This is a genomic window from Clostridium kluyveri (genome assembly GCF_001902295.1).
GTDB classification, from domain to species: domain Bacteria; phylum Bacillota; class Clostridia; order Clostridiales; family Clostridiaceae; genus Clostridium_B; species Clostridium_B kluyveri_B.
On the sequence record NZ_CP018335.1, the window covers coordinates 3,032,415 to 3,051,099 of the forward strand.

General features: G+C 35.0%; 22 protein-coding genes and 1 pseudogene. All 23 read right to left on the bottom strand.

Annotated elements, in window-relative coordinates:
- Positions 1-87: 87 nt before the first annotated feature.
- Positions 88-213, bottom strand: a complete 126-nt coding sequence (locus BS101_RS24265; RefSeq protein WP_278335237.1) for a hypothetical protein — start codon at positions 211-213, stop codon at positions 88-90.
- Between the two features lie 274 nt (positions 214-487).
- Positions 488-1,105, bottom strand: coding sequence for a GNAT family N-acetyltransferase (locus BS101_RS14575; protein ID WP_073539480.1), 618 nt, complete (start codon positions 1,103-1,105; stop codon positions 488-490).
- Between the two features lie 181 nt (positions 1,106-1,286).
- Complete coding sequence (locus BS101_RS23955; RefSeq protein WP_242951292.1) at positions 1,287-1,718, bottom strand: hypothetical protein; 432 nt, start codon at positions 1,716-1,718, stop codon at positions 1,287-1,289.
- Positions 1,719-1,795: 77 nt separating this feature from the next.
- The gene (locus BS101_RS23960; RefSeq protein WP_242951293.1) at positions 1,796-2,425 is read right to left on the bottom strand and encodes a hypothetical protein; all 630 of its coding nucleotides are present in this window, start codon (positions 2,423-2,425) and stop codon (positions 1,796-1,798) included.
- A gap of 1 nt (position 2,426) precedes the next feature.
- Positions 2,427-4,283, bottom strand: a complete 1,857-nt coding sequence (locus BS101_RS14585; protein WP_073539481.1) for a phage tail spike protein — start codon at positions 4,281-4,283, stop codon at positions 2,427-2,429.
- Positions 4,283-4,990 (bottom strand): distal tail protein Dit, encoded by a 708-nt coding sequence (locus BS101_RS14590; protein ID WP_073539482.1) that lies wholly within the window; start codon positions 4,988-4,990, stop codon positions 4,283-4,285. Before BS101_RS14590 ends, BS101_RS14585 begins: the two co-directional genes overlap by 1 nt.
- Before the next feature lies 1 nt (position 4,991).
- Positions 4,992-7,433: a phage tail tape measure protein gene (locus tag BS101_RS14595; protein ID WP_073539483.1), complete on the bottom strand. Its 2,442-nt coding sequence runs from the start codon at positions 7,431-7,433 to the stop codon at positions 4,992-4,994.
- 202 nt (positions 7,434-7,635) lie between these two features.
- Positions 7,636-7,920 carry a phage tail assembly chaperone G gene (gene gpG / locus BS101_RS14600; protein ID WP_073539484.1) on the bottom strand — a complete coding sequence of 95 codons (285 nt, stop codon included), beginning with the start codon at positions 7,918-7,920 and terminating at the stop codon, positions 7,636-7,638.
- Positions 7,921-8,008: 88 nt separating this feature from the next.
- Positions 8,009-8,395 carry a major tail protein gene (locus tag BS101_RS14605; protein ID WP_073539485.1) on the bottom strand — a complete coding sequence of 129 codons (387 nt, stop codon included), beginning with the start codon at positions 8,393-8,395 and terminating at the stop codon, positions 8,009-8,011.
- Positions 8,396-8,415: 20 nt separating this feature from the next.
- Positions 8,416-8,745 carry a hypothetical protein gene (locus BS101_RS14610; RefSeq protein WP_073539486.1) on the bottom strand — a complete coding sequence of 110 codons (330 nt, stop codon included), beginning with the start codon at positions 8,743-8,745 and terminating at the stop codon, positions 8,416-8,418.
- Entirely contained in the window at positions 8,742-9,122 is a 381-nt protein-coding gene (locus tag BS101_RS14615) for an HK97-gp10 family putative phage morphogenesis protein (RefSeq protein WP_073539487.1), read from the bottom strand. Before BS101_RS14615 ends, BS101_RS14610 begins: the two co-directional genes overlap by 4 nt.
- Positions 9,115-9,441: a phage head closure protein gene (locus tag BS101_RS14620; protein WP_073539488.1), complete on the bottom strand. Its 327-nt coding sequence runs from the start codon at positions 9,439-9,441 to the stop codon at positions 9,115-9,117. The genes BS101_RS14615 and BS101_RS14620 overlap by 8 nt, the downstream gene beginning before the upstream one ends.
- On the bottom strand, positions 9,438-9,641 hold the full coding sequence (locus BS101_RS23965) for a hypothetical protein (RefSeq protein ID WP_242951294.1): 204 nt from the start codon (positions 9,639-9,641) through the stop codon (positions 9,438-9,440). Before BS101_RS23965 ends, BS101_RS14620 begins: the two co-directional genes overlap by 4 nt.
- Positions 9,642-9,647: 6 nt before the next feature.
- A complete protein-coding gene (locus BS101_RS23970) occupies positions 9,648-10,010 on the bottom strand; it encodes a head-tail connector protein (RefSeq protein ID WP_242951295.1) in 363 nt (120 codons plus the stop codon).
- A gap of 20 nt (positions 10,011-10,030) precedes the next feature.
- Complete coding sequence (locus BS101_RS14630) at positions 10,031-10,507, bottom strand: hypothetical protein (protein WP_073539489.1); 477 nt, start codon at positions 10,505-10,507, stop codon at positions 10,031-10,033.
- Between the two features lie 106 nt (positions 10,508-10,613).
- The gene (locus BS101_RS14635) at positions 10,614-11,246 is read right to left on the bottom strand and encodes a CatB-related O-acetyltransferase (protein ID WP_073539490.1); all 633 of its coding nucleotides are present in this window, start codon (positions 11,244-11,246) and stop codon (positions 10,614-10,616) included.
- 231 nt (positions 11,247-11,477) lie between these two features.
- Entirely contained in the window at positions 11,478-12,335 is an 858-nt protein-coding gene (locus BS101_RS14640; protein ID WP_073539491.1) for an AraC family transcriptional regulator, read from the bottom strand.
- Positions 12,336-12,512: 177 nt separating this feature from the next.
- Positions 12,513-12,968 carry an AraC family transcriptional regulator gene (locus BS101_RS14645; RefSeq protein ID WP_073539492.1) on the bottom strand — a complete coding sequence of 152 codons (456 nt, stop codon included), beginning with the start codon at positions 12,966-12,968 and terminating at the stop codon, positions 12,513-12,515.
- 175 nt (positions 12,969-13,143) lie between these two features.
- Positions 13,144-13,602: a hypothetical protein gene (locus BS101_RS14650; RefSeq protein ID WP_073539493.1), complete on the bottom strand. Its 459-nt coding sequence runs from the start codon at positions 13,600-13,602 to the stop codon at positions 13,144-13,146.
- 180 nt (positions 13,603-13,782) lie between these two features.
- Entirely contained in the window at positions 13,783-15,069 is a 1,287-nt protein-coding gene (locus tag BS101_RS14655) for a phage major capsid protein (RefSeq protein ID WP_073539494.1), read from the bottom strand.
- Positions 15,070-15,108: 39 nt separating this feature from the next.
- Positions 15,109-15,782, bottom strand: a pseudogene (locus BS101_RS23975) (head maturation protease, ClpP-related).
- Positions 15,783-15,862: 80 nt separating this feature from the next.
- Positions 15,863-17,122, bottom strand: a complete 1,260-nt coding sequence (locus BS101_RS14665) for a phage portal protein (RefSeq protein WP_073539495.1) — start codon at positions 17,120-17,122, stop codon at positions 15,863-15,865.
- Positions 17,123-17,133: 11 nt separating this feature from the next.
- A complete protein-coding gene (locus tag BS101_RS14670; protein WP_073539496.1) occupies positions 17,134-18,684 on the bottom strand; it encodes a terminase large subunit in 1,551 nt (516 codons plus the stop codon).
- Between the last annotated feature and the right edge of the window lies 1 nt (position 18,685).

The window sequence follows — 18,685 nt, forward strand, 5'->3', positions numbered from 1 at the left end:
TATAATGGCCATCTCGGCATTTATAATATCTCCATATTCTACAAATAGCCCCTGTAACTCTTCATCACCCTTATTTATAAACTTATCCTATATCTTCAGTAATGCGATTTCTAATTTTTTATAGCTATCATCTTTCTTTCCCAAACCAAGTGAAATATCATTAAGCCTTTTATCAATAAAAAAATCAATAAACTCTTGAAATTCTTCCAGCATATCCATACCTCCAAATCTTATATTTGTGGTATGTTAACTCTTAACTGATATGCTTTCAAGTCATATTTATTAGATTAAAAGAGAACTCTGAAAAATTAATTCTTAGGAAGTTTATTATAATACAGTATATTGGGACAGCTTGGAAATTTTAAAACTTAGTGATGCTACAATAATAATCTTTTAAGTTTCATGTTACTCATAATAAGAAGATTATACATTAATATTATCATAACAATTTCATTTATATAATTCTATAAGTGCATTTTATAAATATTTAATCAGGGTATTTTATAAAGCAATATTGCCTCAAGTCTATCTCATTTTCTGCTATGGTTTTGACTAGTTTGAAACCAAAGTGTTCGTAGATTGGTATATTGTTTGGGTCATTTGATTCTAAAATTGTAGGTATAGTATTTTCATTACAATAGTTCAATGTTGGCGTAATCAATTTTCTAAAAACACCCTTACCACGTTCTTCATTTGCAATAGCAATTGCTTTAATGTAATAATAATTACTTTTGATAAATTCTTTTTGCCATTTTAAATTAATAACCTTTAAAGCATTTTTTACATTGGATGAATATATCTTAAAATCTTTTTTTCCCAGAACGCGAAATACTCTAGGGCTTGCCATTAAATTTAGTATTAGTGTTCTAAAACTCTTATAATTCTTTTTTTCATAACCAATTATTACAGAATTAAGCTTACTATCTAAACTAAATACCTCTATTGTTTTTTGAAAAATAGGTACTTGGCTCATAAATAGCTTTTTCAAAAATTTTTCTCTATCATCTATCCCTTTTGTCTGCATAATAATCAAAGGATCATTAATAAAACATTTTGTTAAAAGTATAGCTATTGACTCAATTTGATTTTCATTTATTCTTATCATAACAGTACCTCCATACATAATAGCATTTTAATGTTTTTTCACTTTTTACTCTCACTATATCATTTCTATTTCTACATCATTATTTACAATTCCACCATAACTAATTCTAGCATATCATGAAATTTGAGGGGATTAAATTGAACTATTTAAACATTCTTGAATATATAACCCTATGCCTCTTCTACACAGTATTATAATTAACTCTTATCTCCTTCAATCTTAAAATATTTGTACTAGCTGTAATCTCCATATACCATGCAAATCTTATCTTTTTATCTGAAAGGTCAAGAGATGTCCACTGTGCTTCAGTAATTCCTTGAAGTACTGGCACAGTCATACCCTTTGTTTTCACATCCTCCATATTTGCTATATCCACCAGTGCCCATAGACTTCCATTCCATGCCTTCCATGAAGTTCCACTATCTACACTTACTATAAAAACTATAATTCCACTACCTGCATTATCTAAGCTTATTACTGCATTAGCTATATCTATTATATATGCTTCGGTAAATAAAATGTCTTCTTTCATACTTACAATTACAGGTTTTGGTTTAATTGTTTGAATTACCACAGGTACTGGCATCTCAGCTAGCGGTGACCATATTTTCAATATTGGAGAAGTAGATATAAGTCCTGTCCTTTCTTTATGGTAATTGTCATCACCATAGCTTTGAAATTTATCTGCTGTCAGTGGAAGTTCTGAAGAAGTTCTGAAACCTTGACATAACTTAAAGATGCCGTGTCCCAGTGTTTAATATCATTTCCATCTACCATGAGATATTTAATATTTGCCTGGATGTAGGAGCCCTCCTTAACAGTGTATGCTTTTCCCTGCTCCTGCCCCGGAATAAATGCATAGGATTTATTATTTTCAAGGGTTAAAGTAGTAGTTCCTAAAGTTGGATTTACAAAAGAATTTGTACCTGTATTAGGTATCTGCTCAATAACAAGCACCATTGCACTATCATTAAAAAGTATCAGTTCCCATACTAAATTAAGAGTTCCCCAGGTGCTGTACACTCCATGGCCTTCCCATCTAATTCTAAAGGTAGGTTTGTCATTTACAGTTTCCTGCACATAGTAAATGTTGTCTGCCCCTGCATCCCTTCTATTTATTTTTAGCTGTTCAGTTCCCCCGGTAAACCCAACCCATGAGTTACCATTTGTTTTAATTGTAGTCCTGCAGTTTACTCCATTGTAGTAAAAGTCAAAGCCTATATCGGGAAAACTAACTGTAGTATCATCATTATGGGAACTTATTAAAGTCATACTACTGTTTCCCTTTGGTGGAATTATACTGCTGCTGTATACTCCCAAATTATTTCACCTCCAGACTTTCAATGCTTGTAAAATTACTGCTGTCTAAAAGTTCATAGCTGTACAGTTTTCCTGAATCTATTGCTTCATTAACTGCTGTTCCTTCATAAACTGTTCTAAAGTAAAGTCCGTCATTATCTATTGTTAGAATATTTTCATCTATCACATATTTGTCCTTATACTGATAAGTTAAATATAAAATATCACCATACTTTTTGATTGAAAGGGCATAATTTGTACTCATCTGTCTTCCACTACTGATTGCTGCTATATCTGCTGTTTGATGGGTACCTAACATTGAAGTTATAGGATTTTGTAACTCAGTTTCAATATAGTTGCCCTTAATTTTACTGAAATATAGACCGTTCATATTTACAAAACTTTGCTTATCAAAACATTCTGCATGTGGTGGGTGTGAATTTAAGCCGCCCTGAAGGTTTCTCCCGTCAATCATACACTGCAGATTAAACATTGGTATGCTTAACGTTCCCGTATCTACCTTTAAAAACACAGCAATATAATGTGCCCCTTGAGATACTTGTGGAATTCCAAGGGGTATTCCAATTGTATTATCTCCCTGCTGGAGTTTTTGTTTTGGGGTAAATGGAATATCCTTATTATCCAGCTGAATCTGCATGGTTAAAGTACATATAGCACTTGCAGTGCAGTACATAGAAAAGTTCATAGCTAAATTTGTAGATGCTACTGCGGTAACCCCTAAATATATTGGCTCTATTGCTGATATCCCAACTGTCAGTGCAACAGGATTCGCATAATACAGCATGGAGCTAAAGGACTCTGCTACTTTATTTCCAAGTTCATCCAGTGTAGTTTTAATAGATGCCGTATCAAGCTGATTTAATATACTGTCTTTTGGCTGACCAAGTTCAACTTTAACATTTACTCCGGTTAAAATATCCTTCTTTATTTTAACTACTGGGACTTTTACATCTATTTCAAAATCCTTGTGTCTTACTATAACTGAATCTCCTATATTAACTGTCTGGAGATGTTTATAATTTTCATATTCCTTAGTCTTACTAAGTTCAACGAAGTCCACGTCAATACTAACTTTACTTAACCCTATTACACTGGCGGCTTCCTGGGCAAGCAGCCTTAAAGTAACTTCATCCTCTGCATCTTTGAACTCCACTTTCTTTATAATAGGAAACGGCGGGTACTTTTCACTGTCCCAGTTAGGTACACTTATATATTTTTCAGTAAGCTTTATACCATCTTTTCCTACTGGATAAAGCTTTGTTACAACACTTGTGGTATCTATATTAAACTTCAGTCCCGATATATTTTTACCCTGTGCAATTAAAACTCCTGCATCTTTTCCAATTGAGGTAAGTATTTTTATATCAAAGTTATCCCTTTTAAGCTGGCCGCATTCCCATATATTAATTATAGAGAATATGGCTTCTACTGGATTCTTCTCTTCAAGACTGATTGAATTAGCTGTTATAATATCGCTGTCTACTGTATATATGGTGAGCAAATCTCCTATTAAACATTTCTCAAGAGCTGTCTTTACACTGCAGTTTTTACCTTCCATACTTTCTATAAAATAATAGGAAAGGTCATAGAATATATGCTTTACCCAGACCTTAATAATATTTTTATCATCACTATCTTTTTCTACCATGTATATTCTAAAGAGCTGTCCGTCTGCTTTTATTATGTTCCATTCAACAAGGTACTTTGATTTTCTGGAACTTGCAGGATACTCAAGTTCTAGTGAGAAATCTCCATTTAGTTCTTCAGTAATGTAACAGCTTATAGCTTCACTTAAAATTCCAAGACCGTTATTATCAAAATTTCCTTTGGTAGTTTTTTTATCGTAGATGCAGATCATCAAAGCCACCGCCAGTTCGGTAAAAGTTCCACTTTAGTAACACTGCCACTCCACTCTATAATATTTCCACCTGACTTTAATTTTAAAAATTCACCTGTCATCTTGCCATTTAAATTATTTCCTGAATCATCATAACAGTCCTGTATAACTGAGTTCATTATGATCTTTTCGGTTATATCTTGAAAAGTTATCTGGTCTTCATTTATTTTTAAAACTATACCACCAGAGCCGTAAATACTTATCACAGGTTCGCTTTCTAAGCTCCCCGGATTAGTTACATCTCCACCTGAGGTATTTAGAGTTACCATATTATTTTCCACTGCATATTTAAATGGCCTGCAGTTAAATATTATGGGAAACTGACTGAAATACCTATAAACCTGTTTAAAATCAATAGCATTTACCACCTGTGCAATATATTTTTTATCAGATTGAAAGCTGAATATGAGATCACTTTCACCAACCCCAAAAAGCCAGGCTTTTATATCATCGAGCTTACTTCCAAGGTTTTGTGTATCTTTTACAAAGCATTCAACGCCTAGTGTTATATCCTCATAGGTTTTTTCATCGAATCTTAAATTAGAATCCCTTCCCGGGATATTTATGGTACTTACCCTTCGTTTAGGAGAAGGAATGTCTGGCCTTTTAGCTATTAAAATTCCAAAATCATCATAACTGTTTTTACCGCCAAAATTAAAACTGAGCATTCTAAATTCCTCCCTTTCCCATAGAAATTTTTCTTCTGTAAAACTCCAGTTCATAGGCCAGCTGTTCTATATCTTTATTTGTGTTATTATTAAAATTTTCTATGTGTAATATAAATCCATTTCTATCATCTGTATTTTTACTATCTTTTAAATTACTGCCCGATGGTACTTCTACAGATGTCCTAGTATTTACTTTCATATCCAATGACAGTCCCCTTACAGCTTCTATTACTGCAGACTTACTTTTATTTATACCTTCAGCAAGGCCACTCATAAAATCTGGCATCCAACTTTCATAATCAGTAAGTGGCCCTTCATCCGGCACTGAAAAATGAAGATAGCTCCTTATTTTAGCTGCCAGTGCACTTACTACATCTTCTACTTTTCCTGCAGCTGACCTTATTCCATTTACAATTCCATTAACAAAGTCTGCACCATATTTCCATGCCCTAGATGGAAGACTTGCTAAATAGGCTAAGGCACTATTTATACCACTTTCTATAGAACTTTTCACACTTCCTATGGTACTTCCTACTCCCTCTCTCATTTTGGTAAACATATCTGAACCATAACTGTAAAGCTTGCCAGGCAGTTCAGAAAACCAATTTAAAAGGCTATTCCATACATTTATAGCTTCATCTTTTATACTTCCACAGAGGTTTATTACAGTTTCCTTTAATTTAGTCCAGGCACCTGAAGCGACTCCTCTTATAGCTTCCCATATATTTGTAAGGGCTGTCTTTATATTATTCCAGAGGTTCTCTATATCAGATTTTAACTTTGTAAAGTTTCCTGTGACTATATCAAGTACTATAAGTACAGCACCAAAAACAATATTTTTTATAATATCCCAGGTATTTTGAAATATAGTCCTATAAAAATTTAGAGCTGGCTCTAGAAAACTTTTTATACTGTTAAGTCCGTTATTTACTGTATTTTTTAAGTTTTCCCAGGCAGTTAGTGTGAACGTCTTTACACTTTCCCAGGCATTAACTATAGAGGTTTTTATATTTTGAAAAATGGCGGTAAGATTGTTCCAGAGGTTAGAAGCTCCCTGCTTGATGACATCCCAGTGCTTGTAAATTTCATACCCTGCAATTATGGCAAGACCTATGCCAATTACCCAGGGATTAAACACCATTCCAAGTATCTTAGACATACCACCTAAATTGCCTGCAGCAGCTGATACCTTAGAAATGGCCGAGGATATCTCACCTACAGCTTTTACCACGCTGCCAATTGCAACTAAAGCCGGACCAACTACAGCAATTAGTGCACCTATGACGAGTATTATCCTCTGGGAACCCTGATCCAGTTTTCCAAATGCCTGTATCCATTCATTTAATGTAGTAATTATGGGGGTTATTATAGGGAGTATATTCTGTCCCATGGTGGCACCCAGTTCTTTTAAACTCTCTTGAAATACCCTCATCTGGTTGGCAGTACCTGCACCTGTACGTTCAAAATCCCCGTGGGCATTTTTAGTTTTTTCTAAGACATAGTTATACCTGAGCTGTACTTTTTCAGCTTCTGTCATATCCTGTGTTCTCTTCTGTATTCCCTTGGAATAAGCATACTGCTGCAGGTTTGCATCTGTCATAACTACCCCAAGCATTTTTAAGCTTTCTGTCTCACCTGTAAATATACCGTTTAAAGCTTCTTCTGCCTGTTTTATATCAATATTTTTAAAACTTGATAAATCACCTGCAAGACCAACAAGTGACATAGACATCTTTGCAGCTTCTTCCTGGCTTAATCCCATACTTGTTGCCATATCCCCATAAAGGGCTGACATATCAAGTGCTGTTCCTTTTGCTATACCATAACTCTTTAAAGTGGTATTTGACCAGTCCTTTACCTTTTGGTTAACACTTCCAAATGCAACCTCAACTTTATTCATGCTCTCAGCTGTATCTGAGGCAAGCCTTACACTTGCAACTCCTGCGGCAACAAGAGGGGCAGTTACTGCAAGTGAAAGTTTACTTCCCACATTTGAAAACCCTTCACCTATAGTTTTCATTTTACTTCCTATACCATCTAAACTCTTACTTAGGGAAGTCCACCTGCTGCTTTGTGTTTCTATTTCTTTATTTGTCTTAGAAAGTTCATTTTCCATTTGTGAGAGGGTTTGCTTTGCCTTATTTAGTTTTATCTCAAGGTCCTGGGTGGCTTTACTGTCTTTACCTTTTATTTCAGCACTTTTGGTATAAGCTTGTTCTAAAGCTCCAATCTTTTGTCTTTGGAGTTCTAACTGTTTTGAAAGACTTTCTGATTTTAATTTAAGTCCCTCAAGTCCTTTTCCATTTTCCCCAAGAGCAGCAGTGTTTGCTTTAAACTCACTATCGAGCACTCTAAGACTCCTGTTAATACTGCTTATACCATTTTGAAATCCACTTGAATCCAGTCCTATTTTTACCGCCAGGCTTCCAAGTTCTTCTGCCAACTCTCCCACCACCTCTACAATATATTTAAAACGGCATTTAAATTTTTCCTATACTCCTTATTAGCCCTGTAGATTAAAATATCAAAGTAATAAAATATATCCATGCCGTCAATATCATTTAATGTCCACCCCTGTCCTAAAAGCTCTAGATAGATTTCTTTTATAAAGTCAGGCGGAGACAGCTCTTCACTGCTGCCCCCGCTTACCTGTTTGGGAATTCATTTAATTTATTTCCTAGGTTTCCCACTATTCCATTTATACTGTTATTTAGGGTTTCTATAAGTTTATCTGCATCAAGTCCATCGTAAAAATCGTCCCTTGTAAATTTGTTACCATAAAGCTCTACTACAAAATCCACTAAGCCGTCTAAATCCTTTATCTTTAGATTGTTAAAATCTATATTTTCATTTATCTCAATAGCCTTTCTAAGTATACGGGCTTTTACCCTGGGCATAACATAGGTTTTATCGTTCAATACTATTTCCACAGTTCATCCCTCCAATTTTTAATATTAAGCTGCTGGAGCATATACACTGATAAACCAGGAAGCCCCACCTGTAAAACCACTGTCCTCATCAGCTGTATATTTCCATCTGCCGTCTGTACTTACCATTTCCTTTTTTCACCTTAAATCCTACCGCCACATAAGGGGCATTGTCATCAGCCTCATAGCTCATTACTTTACTTGCCGCATCTAATGTATGACCGAGTAAAATTGCCTGTACTTCTAAAGGTAAATCCTGAGTTTCCAGTTCTACCTCCACCTCTCCCAGAGTGGATACTGTTTCAACTGCCTTATTATCGGCATAAAGTGTATCTGAATTGCTCTTTGGACTTATCTTTACATTTATTGCAGGTGAAATTAATGCAGGTGTTCCATAGGTTGCTGTGGTTTCATCTGTTAAAACTGCATATACTAAATTTTCTACCCCTATAGGGGCACTGTTTACTACTCCTGACATAAATTATTACCTCCCTTTCGTTATTTTATTGGTATTGTAATTACATACCTCAACATCTTGTGATATATTTTAGTGTCTTCCTCAAATAAATCAGCCGCAGAGGTTCTCCTGAATCCTGCGGCCTTCATGGAATTTGTCACATTTTCTACAAGTTCTGTATAGTCATTTTTACTCCACACATCTATTTGAATATAATATCCTGTTTCCTTTTCTTCGTTATCTGCGTAATGCTCACCTTGTTCCAGATAGTTAAAAAAGGTTATATAGGTGTTTTCCTTTCCCCTATATTTTTGAAATGAAACAGGAACTTTAAGAGGTTCTAAAGTTTGAACAATTAAACTGTTTATCACTTTAACCCCTCTTTCAAAGTATCAGCTATAGTTTTTTGTATAGTATCCTTATTTTTCTCATAGGCCGGCTGTAGAAATGGTCTTGCAGACATTTTGGAAGTGCCGAATTCCACAAATTTTCCATAAAAAATTTCTGAATTATCCCCCCTATCAACGCCTACAAGGATATACTTTACCCCTTCCTTCTTTTTAACATTGGTTATCTTAAGACCTTTTTTAAGTTTTCCGGTTCTCACAGGAACATTTGCCTTCGCATCCTGGAGTACAGGTTCTGCGGCATTTTTGAGTGCTTTATTTTCAAGTCTACTAATATTTGCACCTATTCTTTGAAGCTTATTTAATATTTCATCAACGCCCGTAAGTTCTATATCAGCCACTGCTTTCCACCTCCAAAGCTTTTATTTCCATATATCTATTTCTGTATTTTATATTATCAATAGAAGTTATATTGTACTGTTTATCTCCAAATAGTATCCTCATACTTTCATCAATGCCTTTAATAAACCTAATAGTAAATTTAACAGTTTTCTCTGCCTGCACGGCTGCGGCTTGAAAGAATTCTCTTGCATAAAGATTTGATACCCCTGCCCAAACAGTTAAGTAACCTTCCCATATTTCCTCCTCAAAGCCATTTTCATTTGTAGAAGTTGTAAGACTTTGAAATGTTATTTTGTGCCTTAATTCCTCTGTTCTCATATTGGTATCACCCTATTCATGCCAAGTAATGAGTTTCTTGCCTCTTCAATTTTCCTCTTTTCATCCGGTTTGTAATCATCATAGAGAAGCCTCATGTGAAGTACCATTGCCCATTTAACTGTTTCTGTAACACTTTCACCATTATCTCCAAAACCTGCAGTAAATCTAACTCTTACTCCATTAACAGGCTGCAGCTGCATGGTTGGTCATAACCTGCAGTAACCAAGAACTATTCTATTAATAAAACTATCTGTATCAACAATATAGTTACTTGGGTCAAATATAAACTCCTGATCACTTGTATCATAGTACTTGATACTTTCTACACTTTGAACTGGCGAGGAGTTTTTAAATGAAATATAGTTATCTCCTGGAAAAGAATCCATCACAAGCTCTAAAGTTTGGGTAATATATTTTTTATTCTGAAAATCCTCACAAAACTCTCTGGCCTGTTTAATCATACTGAGTAAAATAATATCATCATCACTGCCTGCTATCCTTAAATGCTGTTTTACTTCCTCTAAAGTTATAGGTTCAACTGCAGGTGAAGTTATAATTTTTAAAGCCATGAAATCACCTTAACCTAAGTTTAATCAACTACTGCAGAAGGTGGGTATTCCTGCGGGTATTTATTCTCCAGTATAAATTCACCACCTGCAAAGTTTGTAGCCTGGGAACTTGCTCCAAGTCTTACGTTCAAGCAACAGAAGCCATTATTTACATCAAGTTTAGCCGGGTCAATATGAAATATCACCTGTTTATTTTTTGCAGTGTTAGATACAGCAAAGCTTACTCCATCCTGCTGTCTTACAAGTTTATCACTTATTGAAACATCTTCATTTGCCAGTATTGGAACATTATTTACTAAAGGCTTTGCACCCGTTCCTTCCACATCCTGTGCCTGGTACAGAGATATTTGTGTTTCATGCCCTGTTGTCTGGGCTAGGTTTACAACAACAGTTGCCGTAATAGAATTTTTAAGAGTTACATAGTCACTTGTGATCGCAGCATTTGTGGTTTTAGGCTCAAATGCCTGTATTACCTTATATTTTTCAATTATTGCCATAATTTGTTTTCCTCCTTTAAAATTTATTGGTATAAATACACAGCCAAAAGACTTACTTGTAAGCAAGCCTTTTTACCATATTATAAGAAGAATGTAGTATAAAATATCACTCTAATTTATCAATACTACCTGATTGAATGTATTGAATATTTGCCCGGATCTTTTCATATGACCAGTCCCACCACTTAATTTTCATCAACTTAGAAATTACATCATCACTAAACCTTTTCTTTATAATCTTTGCTGGTACTCCTCCAGTAATAGCATATGGTGGAACATCATTAGTAACTACTGCCCTAGTTCCAATAATTGCACCGTCTCCAATTTTCACACCTGACATAATTATAGAGTCATATCCTATCCACACATCATTGCCAACTACAATATCCCCCTTATTATCCCAAGCATCTGTTATATGGCTGACGTCTAAACCCCATTCCTCATAAAATATTGGAAATGTATACGTAGATAATGATTTAATTGTATGGTTCCCACTAGTCATGAGAAACTTTACTCCACACGCAATTGAACAAAACTTCTCAATTATTAATTTATCATTGTTTACAGAATACTGATATAACACATTATTTTTCTCAAAATCCCTTGGGTCATTATAAAAATCATTATATATTGTATAATCTCCAACTTTTATATTGTCTCTAGTAATTACATTTTTAAGATATACTGTTTGGTAATCGTTACTTCTTGGATATACTTTATTTAAATTTGGAATAGTCATTTTAACTCTCTCCTTTATATTATGATACTTTTTGACTATCCCATTATTACAATGCATTTCTTCACAAAACCACTCCTTAAATAATAACTATTATTTATTAGTTTGTATCCTAGTATTTTATTTACTTTTTGTCCACAAAAGAAAGATACGACAGAACTGGATTAAAATTATTCTGAATCAACTTTACAAACTTGGAATTTGATGAACTTCAAATTATGCTCTTTTACGTAGTTATTTTTTCTTAACAGGAATCCAAATTTCGCTATAGTAGTTTTCATCTTGATTACCTTGCGGATAATCAGCTGTATTAGTGTACATTTCAATATTATAACCTGCTGCAATTTCATAGCCCTTGCAATTAGGCAGCCATTCTGAGAAGATTTTTCTGTTTACATCTTGCAGAGATTTCGGCATTGCGCCCTTGCAAGCAAAAACAGCCCACGTGTGTTTAGGAATAATCTTTGTAACAAAACCATTAGGTATTTCTATAGGCGGATTATAATTGTCTGCAATCAAATATTCAAACTCATCTGAACCCATGCTCTCATCTATGCATACTCCGTACATTCCGCATACAAATTTCCCCTTTCCTGTTTGATAATGCTCTGTCCAAAACTGTGGAATTTCTGTAGTTGCACTATCATATTTAAACACCTTTGATACGCCCATGACAGTAAACGAATCTTTTTCAACAATTTTGTAATCCATAATATAACCGCCTTCCAATAAAAATTTAATTTTCAGAGGAGCAAACGATTTAATCATTGCTCCATCCTTTCGAACAGCAGTGGGTGTGACACCATGAAATCGAGTAAAAGCTTTTGTAAAACTATCTGGTGAGGCATAGCCATATTTCAGTGCAATATCAATGATTTTTTCATCAGTAGAAACAAGCTCACTACCGGCAATGGTAAGCCTGCGTTGTCTGATATACTCTCCGACCGTAAAACCACAAAGCATTGCAAAGCCTTTTTGGAAATAGAACGGAGACATAAATGTTTTTTTTGCAATATTTTTTATTGTGATTTCTTCAGTGATATTCTCCTCAATATAGTTGATAGCTTCACCGATTCCTTCAATCCATCCCATAATCATCATCCCCTGTCTGTACACATATCTTATCTCTTTTCAAGCGGTTATTCCCGACTTTTTGTGTTATGTTTTGTCTTACCGGAAAGATTACTAAATAACCTATACATCAACCTATGCATCAAATTACTATTTATAATACTCAATCTTAAATTTAGAATTTGTTTTAATATTCTTTTATAATATTGGTACGCAAATTTCACAATAATGCTTATTTATCATCTTCATTGTATAGCGTTCAAGAATAGGTCTTCTATCATCAAATTCATAATTTCTTTTTGATAACTCCGAAAATATCTCCATCCATGCTTTTTGCATAGCATCTATCGTATGACTTATTTTAAATACGCAATATTTTCCACCGATAGTTTTTCCAAAATTAATATACTTGTTATCAACCTCAAATTCATCCGAAACAACTAAACATGTATCATAACGACAATCTTTAGGTTCTGTGAATTGAGGGTTATCTTGGGCTATTCCTAATATAATTGAACTTTCATTAAATAAGTTTTTTTCTCTAGCCCAACTTTTTAATTGTTCCATTATTTGTACATTCTCTGAACCGTAAGGACCTGTTTTTCGTATATAAGCAATTTTATATGATGATATCATTTCAATATTAATATCCATAACTTACCTTCTTTTTTAATAGAGTACATCGATGCCTGAATTCATCATATAATGCTTTAAAATGTATTTCAACTTATTTTTTTAAATTGTCAAATTACCATTTATCATGTTTAACCTTAAACAATAATTGGAATTTGTCAGCTTTGTACTATGTTCACAATCTTATTTTTTTATTCTACTTAATGGCAATATATAAATAACAATGTGGTTTTCCATCTTTCGTATATTCGCCGGGAACGGTACTCTCATAATCTTGGGTAAATGCTCTCTTTATATTGCCTGATTTTTGTTCAAGCCACACTTTTTCCCATGCCTTTCTTGTACATACACCTATCTCTCCACTTTCATCTTTTTCATCATATTTTTTATATAGGCCTTTACTTACTGCTGTTTCCATTTTTCGAAAAAAGCCAGCTGTTACAGCCATTATTGTAAGGTCATAATCCCCACTTTCATCACTGGAATAATTACTGTATTTTGAAACTGGAGAAACGCCTTGTTGAAACATATGCTCGGTATCAAAAAGAATGGGTAGTTTTCCACTGACAATATCTTCCCAGATTTCACTAATTACTTTTGTTCCTTCTTCAGAATTATTCGTTCTTACTGTTACTTCCCTCAATTTATAAGCCATAGTTTTATTCATCTCCTTATATGGATAATTACCTTTTTATTTTTTATATAATATCACACTGAATATGACAGCAGTATGTCATAATAAATTACAAAGTCGTAATAACATTTGTAGATATTATATCAGAAACTACTATTAGTTTACACTCTCAAGTTATTTCTGATATAACCCCCTGAATTCCTATCTATCAACCAAAGTCACAAATTGACTTAACGCATTAGCTCCCTTATAAGGTGTAATAGGCTTATTTCTGTAAGGTGCACCATTGAATTTATAAATAAATCTAAATACCTGTTCGTCAAATAAGAATCTCACATGTATTGATACATCTGCCGTTGGTGCTTTTTTATCTATTCCAATATACTGGGTCGGGTCTGCAAGTATGATGTCTCCTTTTTTACCAGGCACAGAGCACTGCTCTATCGGAATTATTGGTCTGTTTAAAAGGGTGCTGTATTGTGAAGCCGAAGCTCCACCGGAAGGTAAAAATACAGGTGCTCCTCCTGTTCCAATATTTAAAGCCATAGTATAAAGCTGAGGTTCAATTTCCTGATTGATATACCACACCGCATTTGCCCTGAGTCTTGCGAGCATACTGCTCCACATTTTAAGTATGTTTTCATATTTTATAGTACCTGCAGACTGACCGGATTCTTTTGCCACCGAAACAAGTGCACTTGAATTTAATATTCCAAGGGGCATTCCAACTCCAGTTCCATTTATTATGGCATCGTCAATTTTAAAAGACATCTCATCTGCGTAGGCCTGCTTTACTATTGCCTCAAGAGCTGTAGCATCTTGAAGCAGGTCATCTGTGACATAACAAAGTGCCAGTAGTTTCTGCAGTGCCATATCAATTTCTCTAAACTTTGGTTTGGACTGTGTAACAGTTTCAGCCTCGGCTACCCAGTAAGCCTGAACTCCTCCCCACCTGCTTCCATTAGCCCTGCTGGTTTCATCAATACCAAGTGCCCTGAGTCTGTTTGTATTTGCGCCTATTGGAATCATCCTTATCCTATTTGCCACCTGACTTTCTGCCATCATTGCGTCAAATAACCCCTGTATAAAATCATTATCCAACATAAAGCCACCTTCAGAAGTTACACTTTCATTTAAACCTGCGGCTGAATTCTGGTATACAAGTCTGTTATCCATTCTTCCACCGGGTGAAGATGCAGTTGCCACAGCCTGTAAAAATTCTCCCATACCTCCCTTCCATTTTTTCTCACTAGGGTCTTTAGGCTTTGCATATATTGGCTCATTTACAGGTATTTGTGCCTGCTTTTGTCTTTCTTCCTCTAGTACATCAATTTCTTTTTGTGCTTCAATTTTGGCTTTATGTGCTTTAATTTCAGAAAGCTTTGCAGTGATTTCCTCAGCTGTTACATCCTGTTTATTTATAAGGTTCTTAGATTCTGTTTCCAACTTGGTAAGCTGTGCTAATAATTCTTTCATTTTCTCTGACATACTCATTACCTGCCTTTCAAATTTTACATAATAAAAACCTTAAAGTTCACACTCTAAGGCAAGTCTTGCTTTTAGTAATTTAATTTTATTGGCTTCCCCATCTTGTTTTAATTCCTTAAATCTTTTATTATACTGCTCTATAAATTTTCTAATGCTGTTATTTACACTATTTTGTACCCTAAGCCTACTGAACATAAAGGAATTTTGTGCAGTTTCCCCTTCACTCTCAGAATAAAGAATCCCATCTGCAAAACCTTCAGTAACTGCTTTTTTAGCACTCATCCAGGTTTCCTCATCCATCATCTGTGATATCTTTGCCCTTGATTTACCTGTTTTTAACTGGTAGGCATTAATTATAGTTTCCTTTACCTCATCAAGTACATCTGCACCATGCCTTAAGTCTTTAGATTCCCCTTGAAAGCTCCCCCAGGGGTTGTGAACCATACAAATTGATGTTGGTGACATAAGAATTTCATCCCCTGCCATAGCAATTACAGAAGCTGCCGATATGCAACACCATCTATTTTTACCTTTACTTTTTCTGTATGTTCCTTTAATGCTGTATAAATTCTTGAAGCTGCGTACACATTTCCACCGTAAGAATTAAGCCACACATTTATGTCTTTCCCTTTGTACTGGCCAAGTTCTGCCATAAAACCTTTTGGTGTTACGTTCTCTATTCCAAATAACATGGACCAGAAATCATCATCCATGGCAATATCTCCATCAATTCTAAGTTCTATCTCCTCTTCGTTTTCTTCACTATTTTTAAAATTCCAAAATGCCAATTAAATCACTTCCCTTCACTCATTAAATTAAATACTTCTTCCCTTAAAGCCTTAAGCTGGTCTTGCTGTTTACCTGCTTCACCCATATTTAGAAGTTCCAAATATCGGTCACCGTTCTCTATAGGATTCATATTTTCAAGCCTTCTGATATCATTAACTGAAAGCCATCCCCACTGCCTGCCTTGAGCATAGGCTTCATATCTGGATTTAATATCTCCGCGGAGAAGGCCACTTATGTTGAATTCAAAATATCTACTTCTCCTCTTTGAGTCCTTTGATAAAAGCTGTAAATTTAAATTTTCTTCCCATCTTTTAAACCAGGGCAGCATAGTGTATACAATAAATTCAAGGCTCTGATGCTCTATGTTATTGTTAGTAGACCTCGTTAAATCCTGTACTAGGTGGAGGGGCACCCTAAATATCCTGCACACATCTTCTATCCTGAATCTTTTAGATTCTAAAAACTGTGCATCTGTAAGCTTCATGGTGATTTCCTTAAACTGTCCTCCGCCTTCCAGTATCATTGGAACTCCTGCATTGGAAAGCCCTGTATAGTTTTTCTTAATATCCTTTTTAAGCCTTTGAAATGCTTCCTCCCCGAGTTCATTTGGATACTGAAATATTCCACTTGTCGATGCCCTGTTGTGGTAAAAGTTTCTTTCAAATTTATCCTGGGATAACCCGATATCAACAGTTAAAGCTACATAACTAAGAGGGGTTATTCCTATATAACCATCTAAAGTAAGTCCCGGAATATGAAGTATTTCATCTCTTATCTTAGGTTCAGTTTTTCCGTCTATAAAATAAAGGAGTCTTCCTGTAACCTTATCTATATCAATCCTTACCCTTTCCCAGGATATGGGTCTTAGTTCTAAAAGTTCTCCATGAAGATTGAAAACTTTCTGTGCTGTAAAATTGCCGCCAAGGTTAATATTTGTCATACCAAACTCCTTAAATTGTCCTGGTGTCATTTCAGCATTTGGTGCATAATGGAGAACTCCATATTCGGGGGTATCTGTTACCTGATGTCTGTTTCCCCTATCATCTTTTTCATAAAGAAATATGGGGCAACTGGCAAGTGTTTCTGAAAGCACCTTGTTACAGGCAAAAACTGCTGAAAAACCCATGGCTGTATCTGTGTCCACTTTAAAATTGTCCGCAGGTACATCTTCTCCAGCTAAAAAATCTTGGGAATATTTCTGCAGCACTTCAAATAATGCATTTTGTGGAGTTAAAAACAACTTACATCTATCTATAAACTTCAAAATATCACTTCCTAATCAAGTAAACTTCTCATCCCTCTTTTTTCATAAACATTTTCTTTCATTTCTCTCCTTATTGCCCTATCCAGTGCCATAACAAGTGCCACAACCCCATCTATCTTTTCAGTGGACTTTGATTCATCAGGTTTTATATTTCCCGCAGGGTCAGTTCTAACATAAACATTATCCATCATCCAACTTAAAACTGGATGTGCCCCATGGGCCATTTTCTGTTCTAAAGCTATTTTCATAAGCTCCTTTGTAGGCGGACTCATATCCTTGTATCCCTGTCCAAAGGGTACTACTGTAAAACCTAAACCTTCCAAATTTTGTACCATCTGCACAGCTCCCCAGCGGTCAAAAGCTATTTCTTTTATGTTATATTTAGTCCCAAGTTCATCTATAAAGTTTTCTATAAAGCCATAGTGAATAACATTTCCCTCTGTAGTTTTAAGAAAGCCCTGTTTCTGCCATACATCATATGGTACATGGTCTCTTCTAACCCTAAGTTTTAAATTATCTTCCGGTATCCAGAAGTATGGAAGAACATGATATTTATCATCTGCTTGTGTTGGAGGGAAAATTAAAACAAAAGCTGTAATATCATTGGTGCTTGATAAGTCAAGTCCACCATAGCACTCTCTTCCTCTTAGTTTTTCAGGATTAACTTCAAAAGAACATTTATCCCATATATCCATAGGCATCCACCTTACGGATTGTTTTACCCACTGATTCAATCTCAGCTGGCGGAATATATTTTCTTCTGCTGGATTTTCTTTTGCACTTCCAAAGGCATCCCTGACTTTTTCAATAGGTATGGTATATTCAAGGGAAGGATTGGCTTTGTACCAATTTTCCTCTAAGCTCCAGTCGTCTTCATCTTTAATTCCATAAATAACTGGATAAAAGGTTTTGTCAATTTTCTTACCTTTTAAAATATCTTCTGCTTTTTGATGTACCTCATAACATATGGAATTTCTATCCGTTCCCGCGGTCGTAATTAAAAAGAACAGCGGCTGCATTCTTGCATCTCCACTGCCCTTTGTCATAACATCATATAATTCTCTGTTAGGCTGTGCATGCAGTTCATCGAAGATAACTCCATGTACGTTAAGTCCATGTTTACTAAAAGCTTCTGAAGATAAAACCTGATAATAACTTCCTGTAGGAATATAAACAAGCCTCTTCTGTGATATTACCGGTTTTATTCTTTTCTTAAGAGCAGGACACTGTTCTACCATTTCCACAGCAACATCAAATACAATGGATGCCTGCTGCCTGTCTGCAGCACAGCCGTAAACTTCTGCCCCCCATTCATTATCTGCACAGGTAAGATACAGTGCTACTGCTGCTGCGGTTTCACTCTTTCCATTTTTCTTAGGTATTTCTACATACGCTGTATTGTATTGTCTAAATCCGTCATTTTTAATAGTGCCAAATATATCTCTGATTATTTTATCCTGCCAGGGTAAAAGTTCAAAATGAACTCCATGCCACACACCTTTTGTGTGCTTAAGATTATTAATAAATTTCACTACCCTTTCAGCCTTTTTCTCATCAAACATA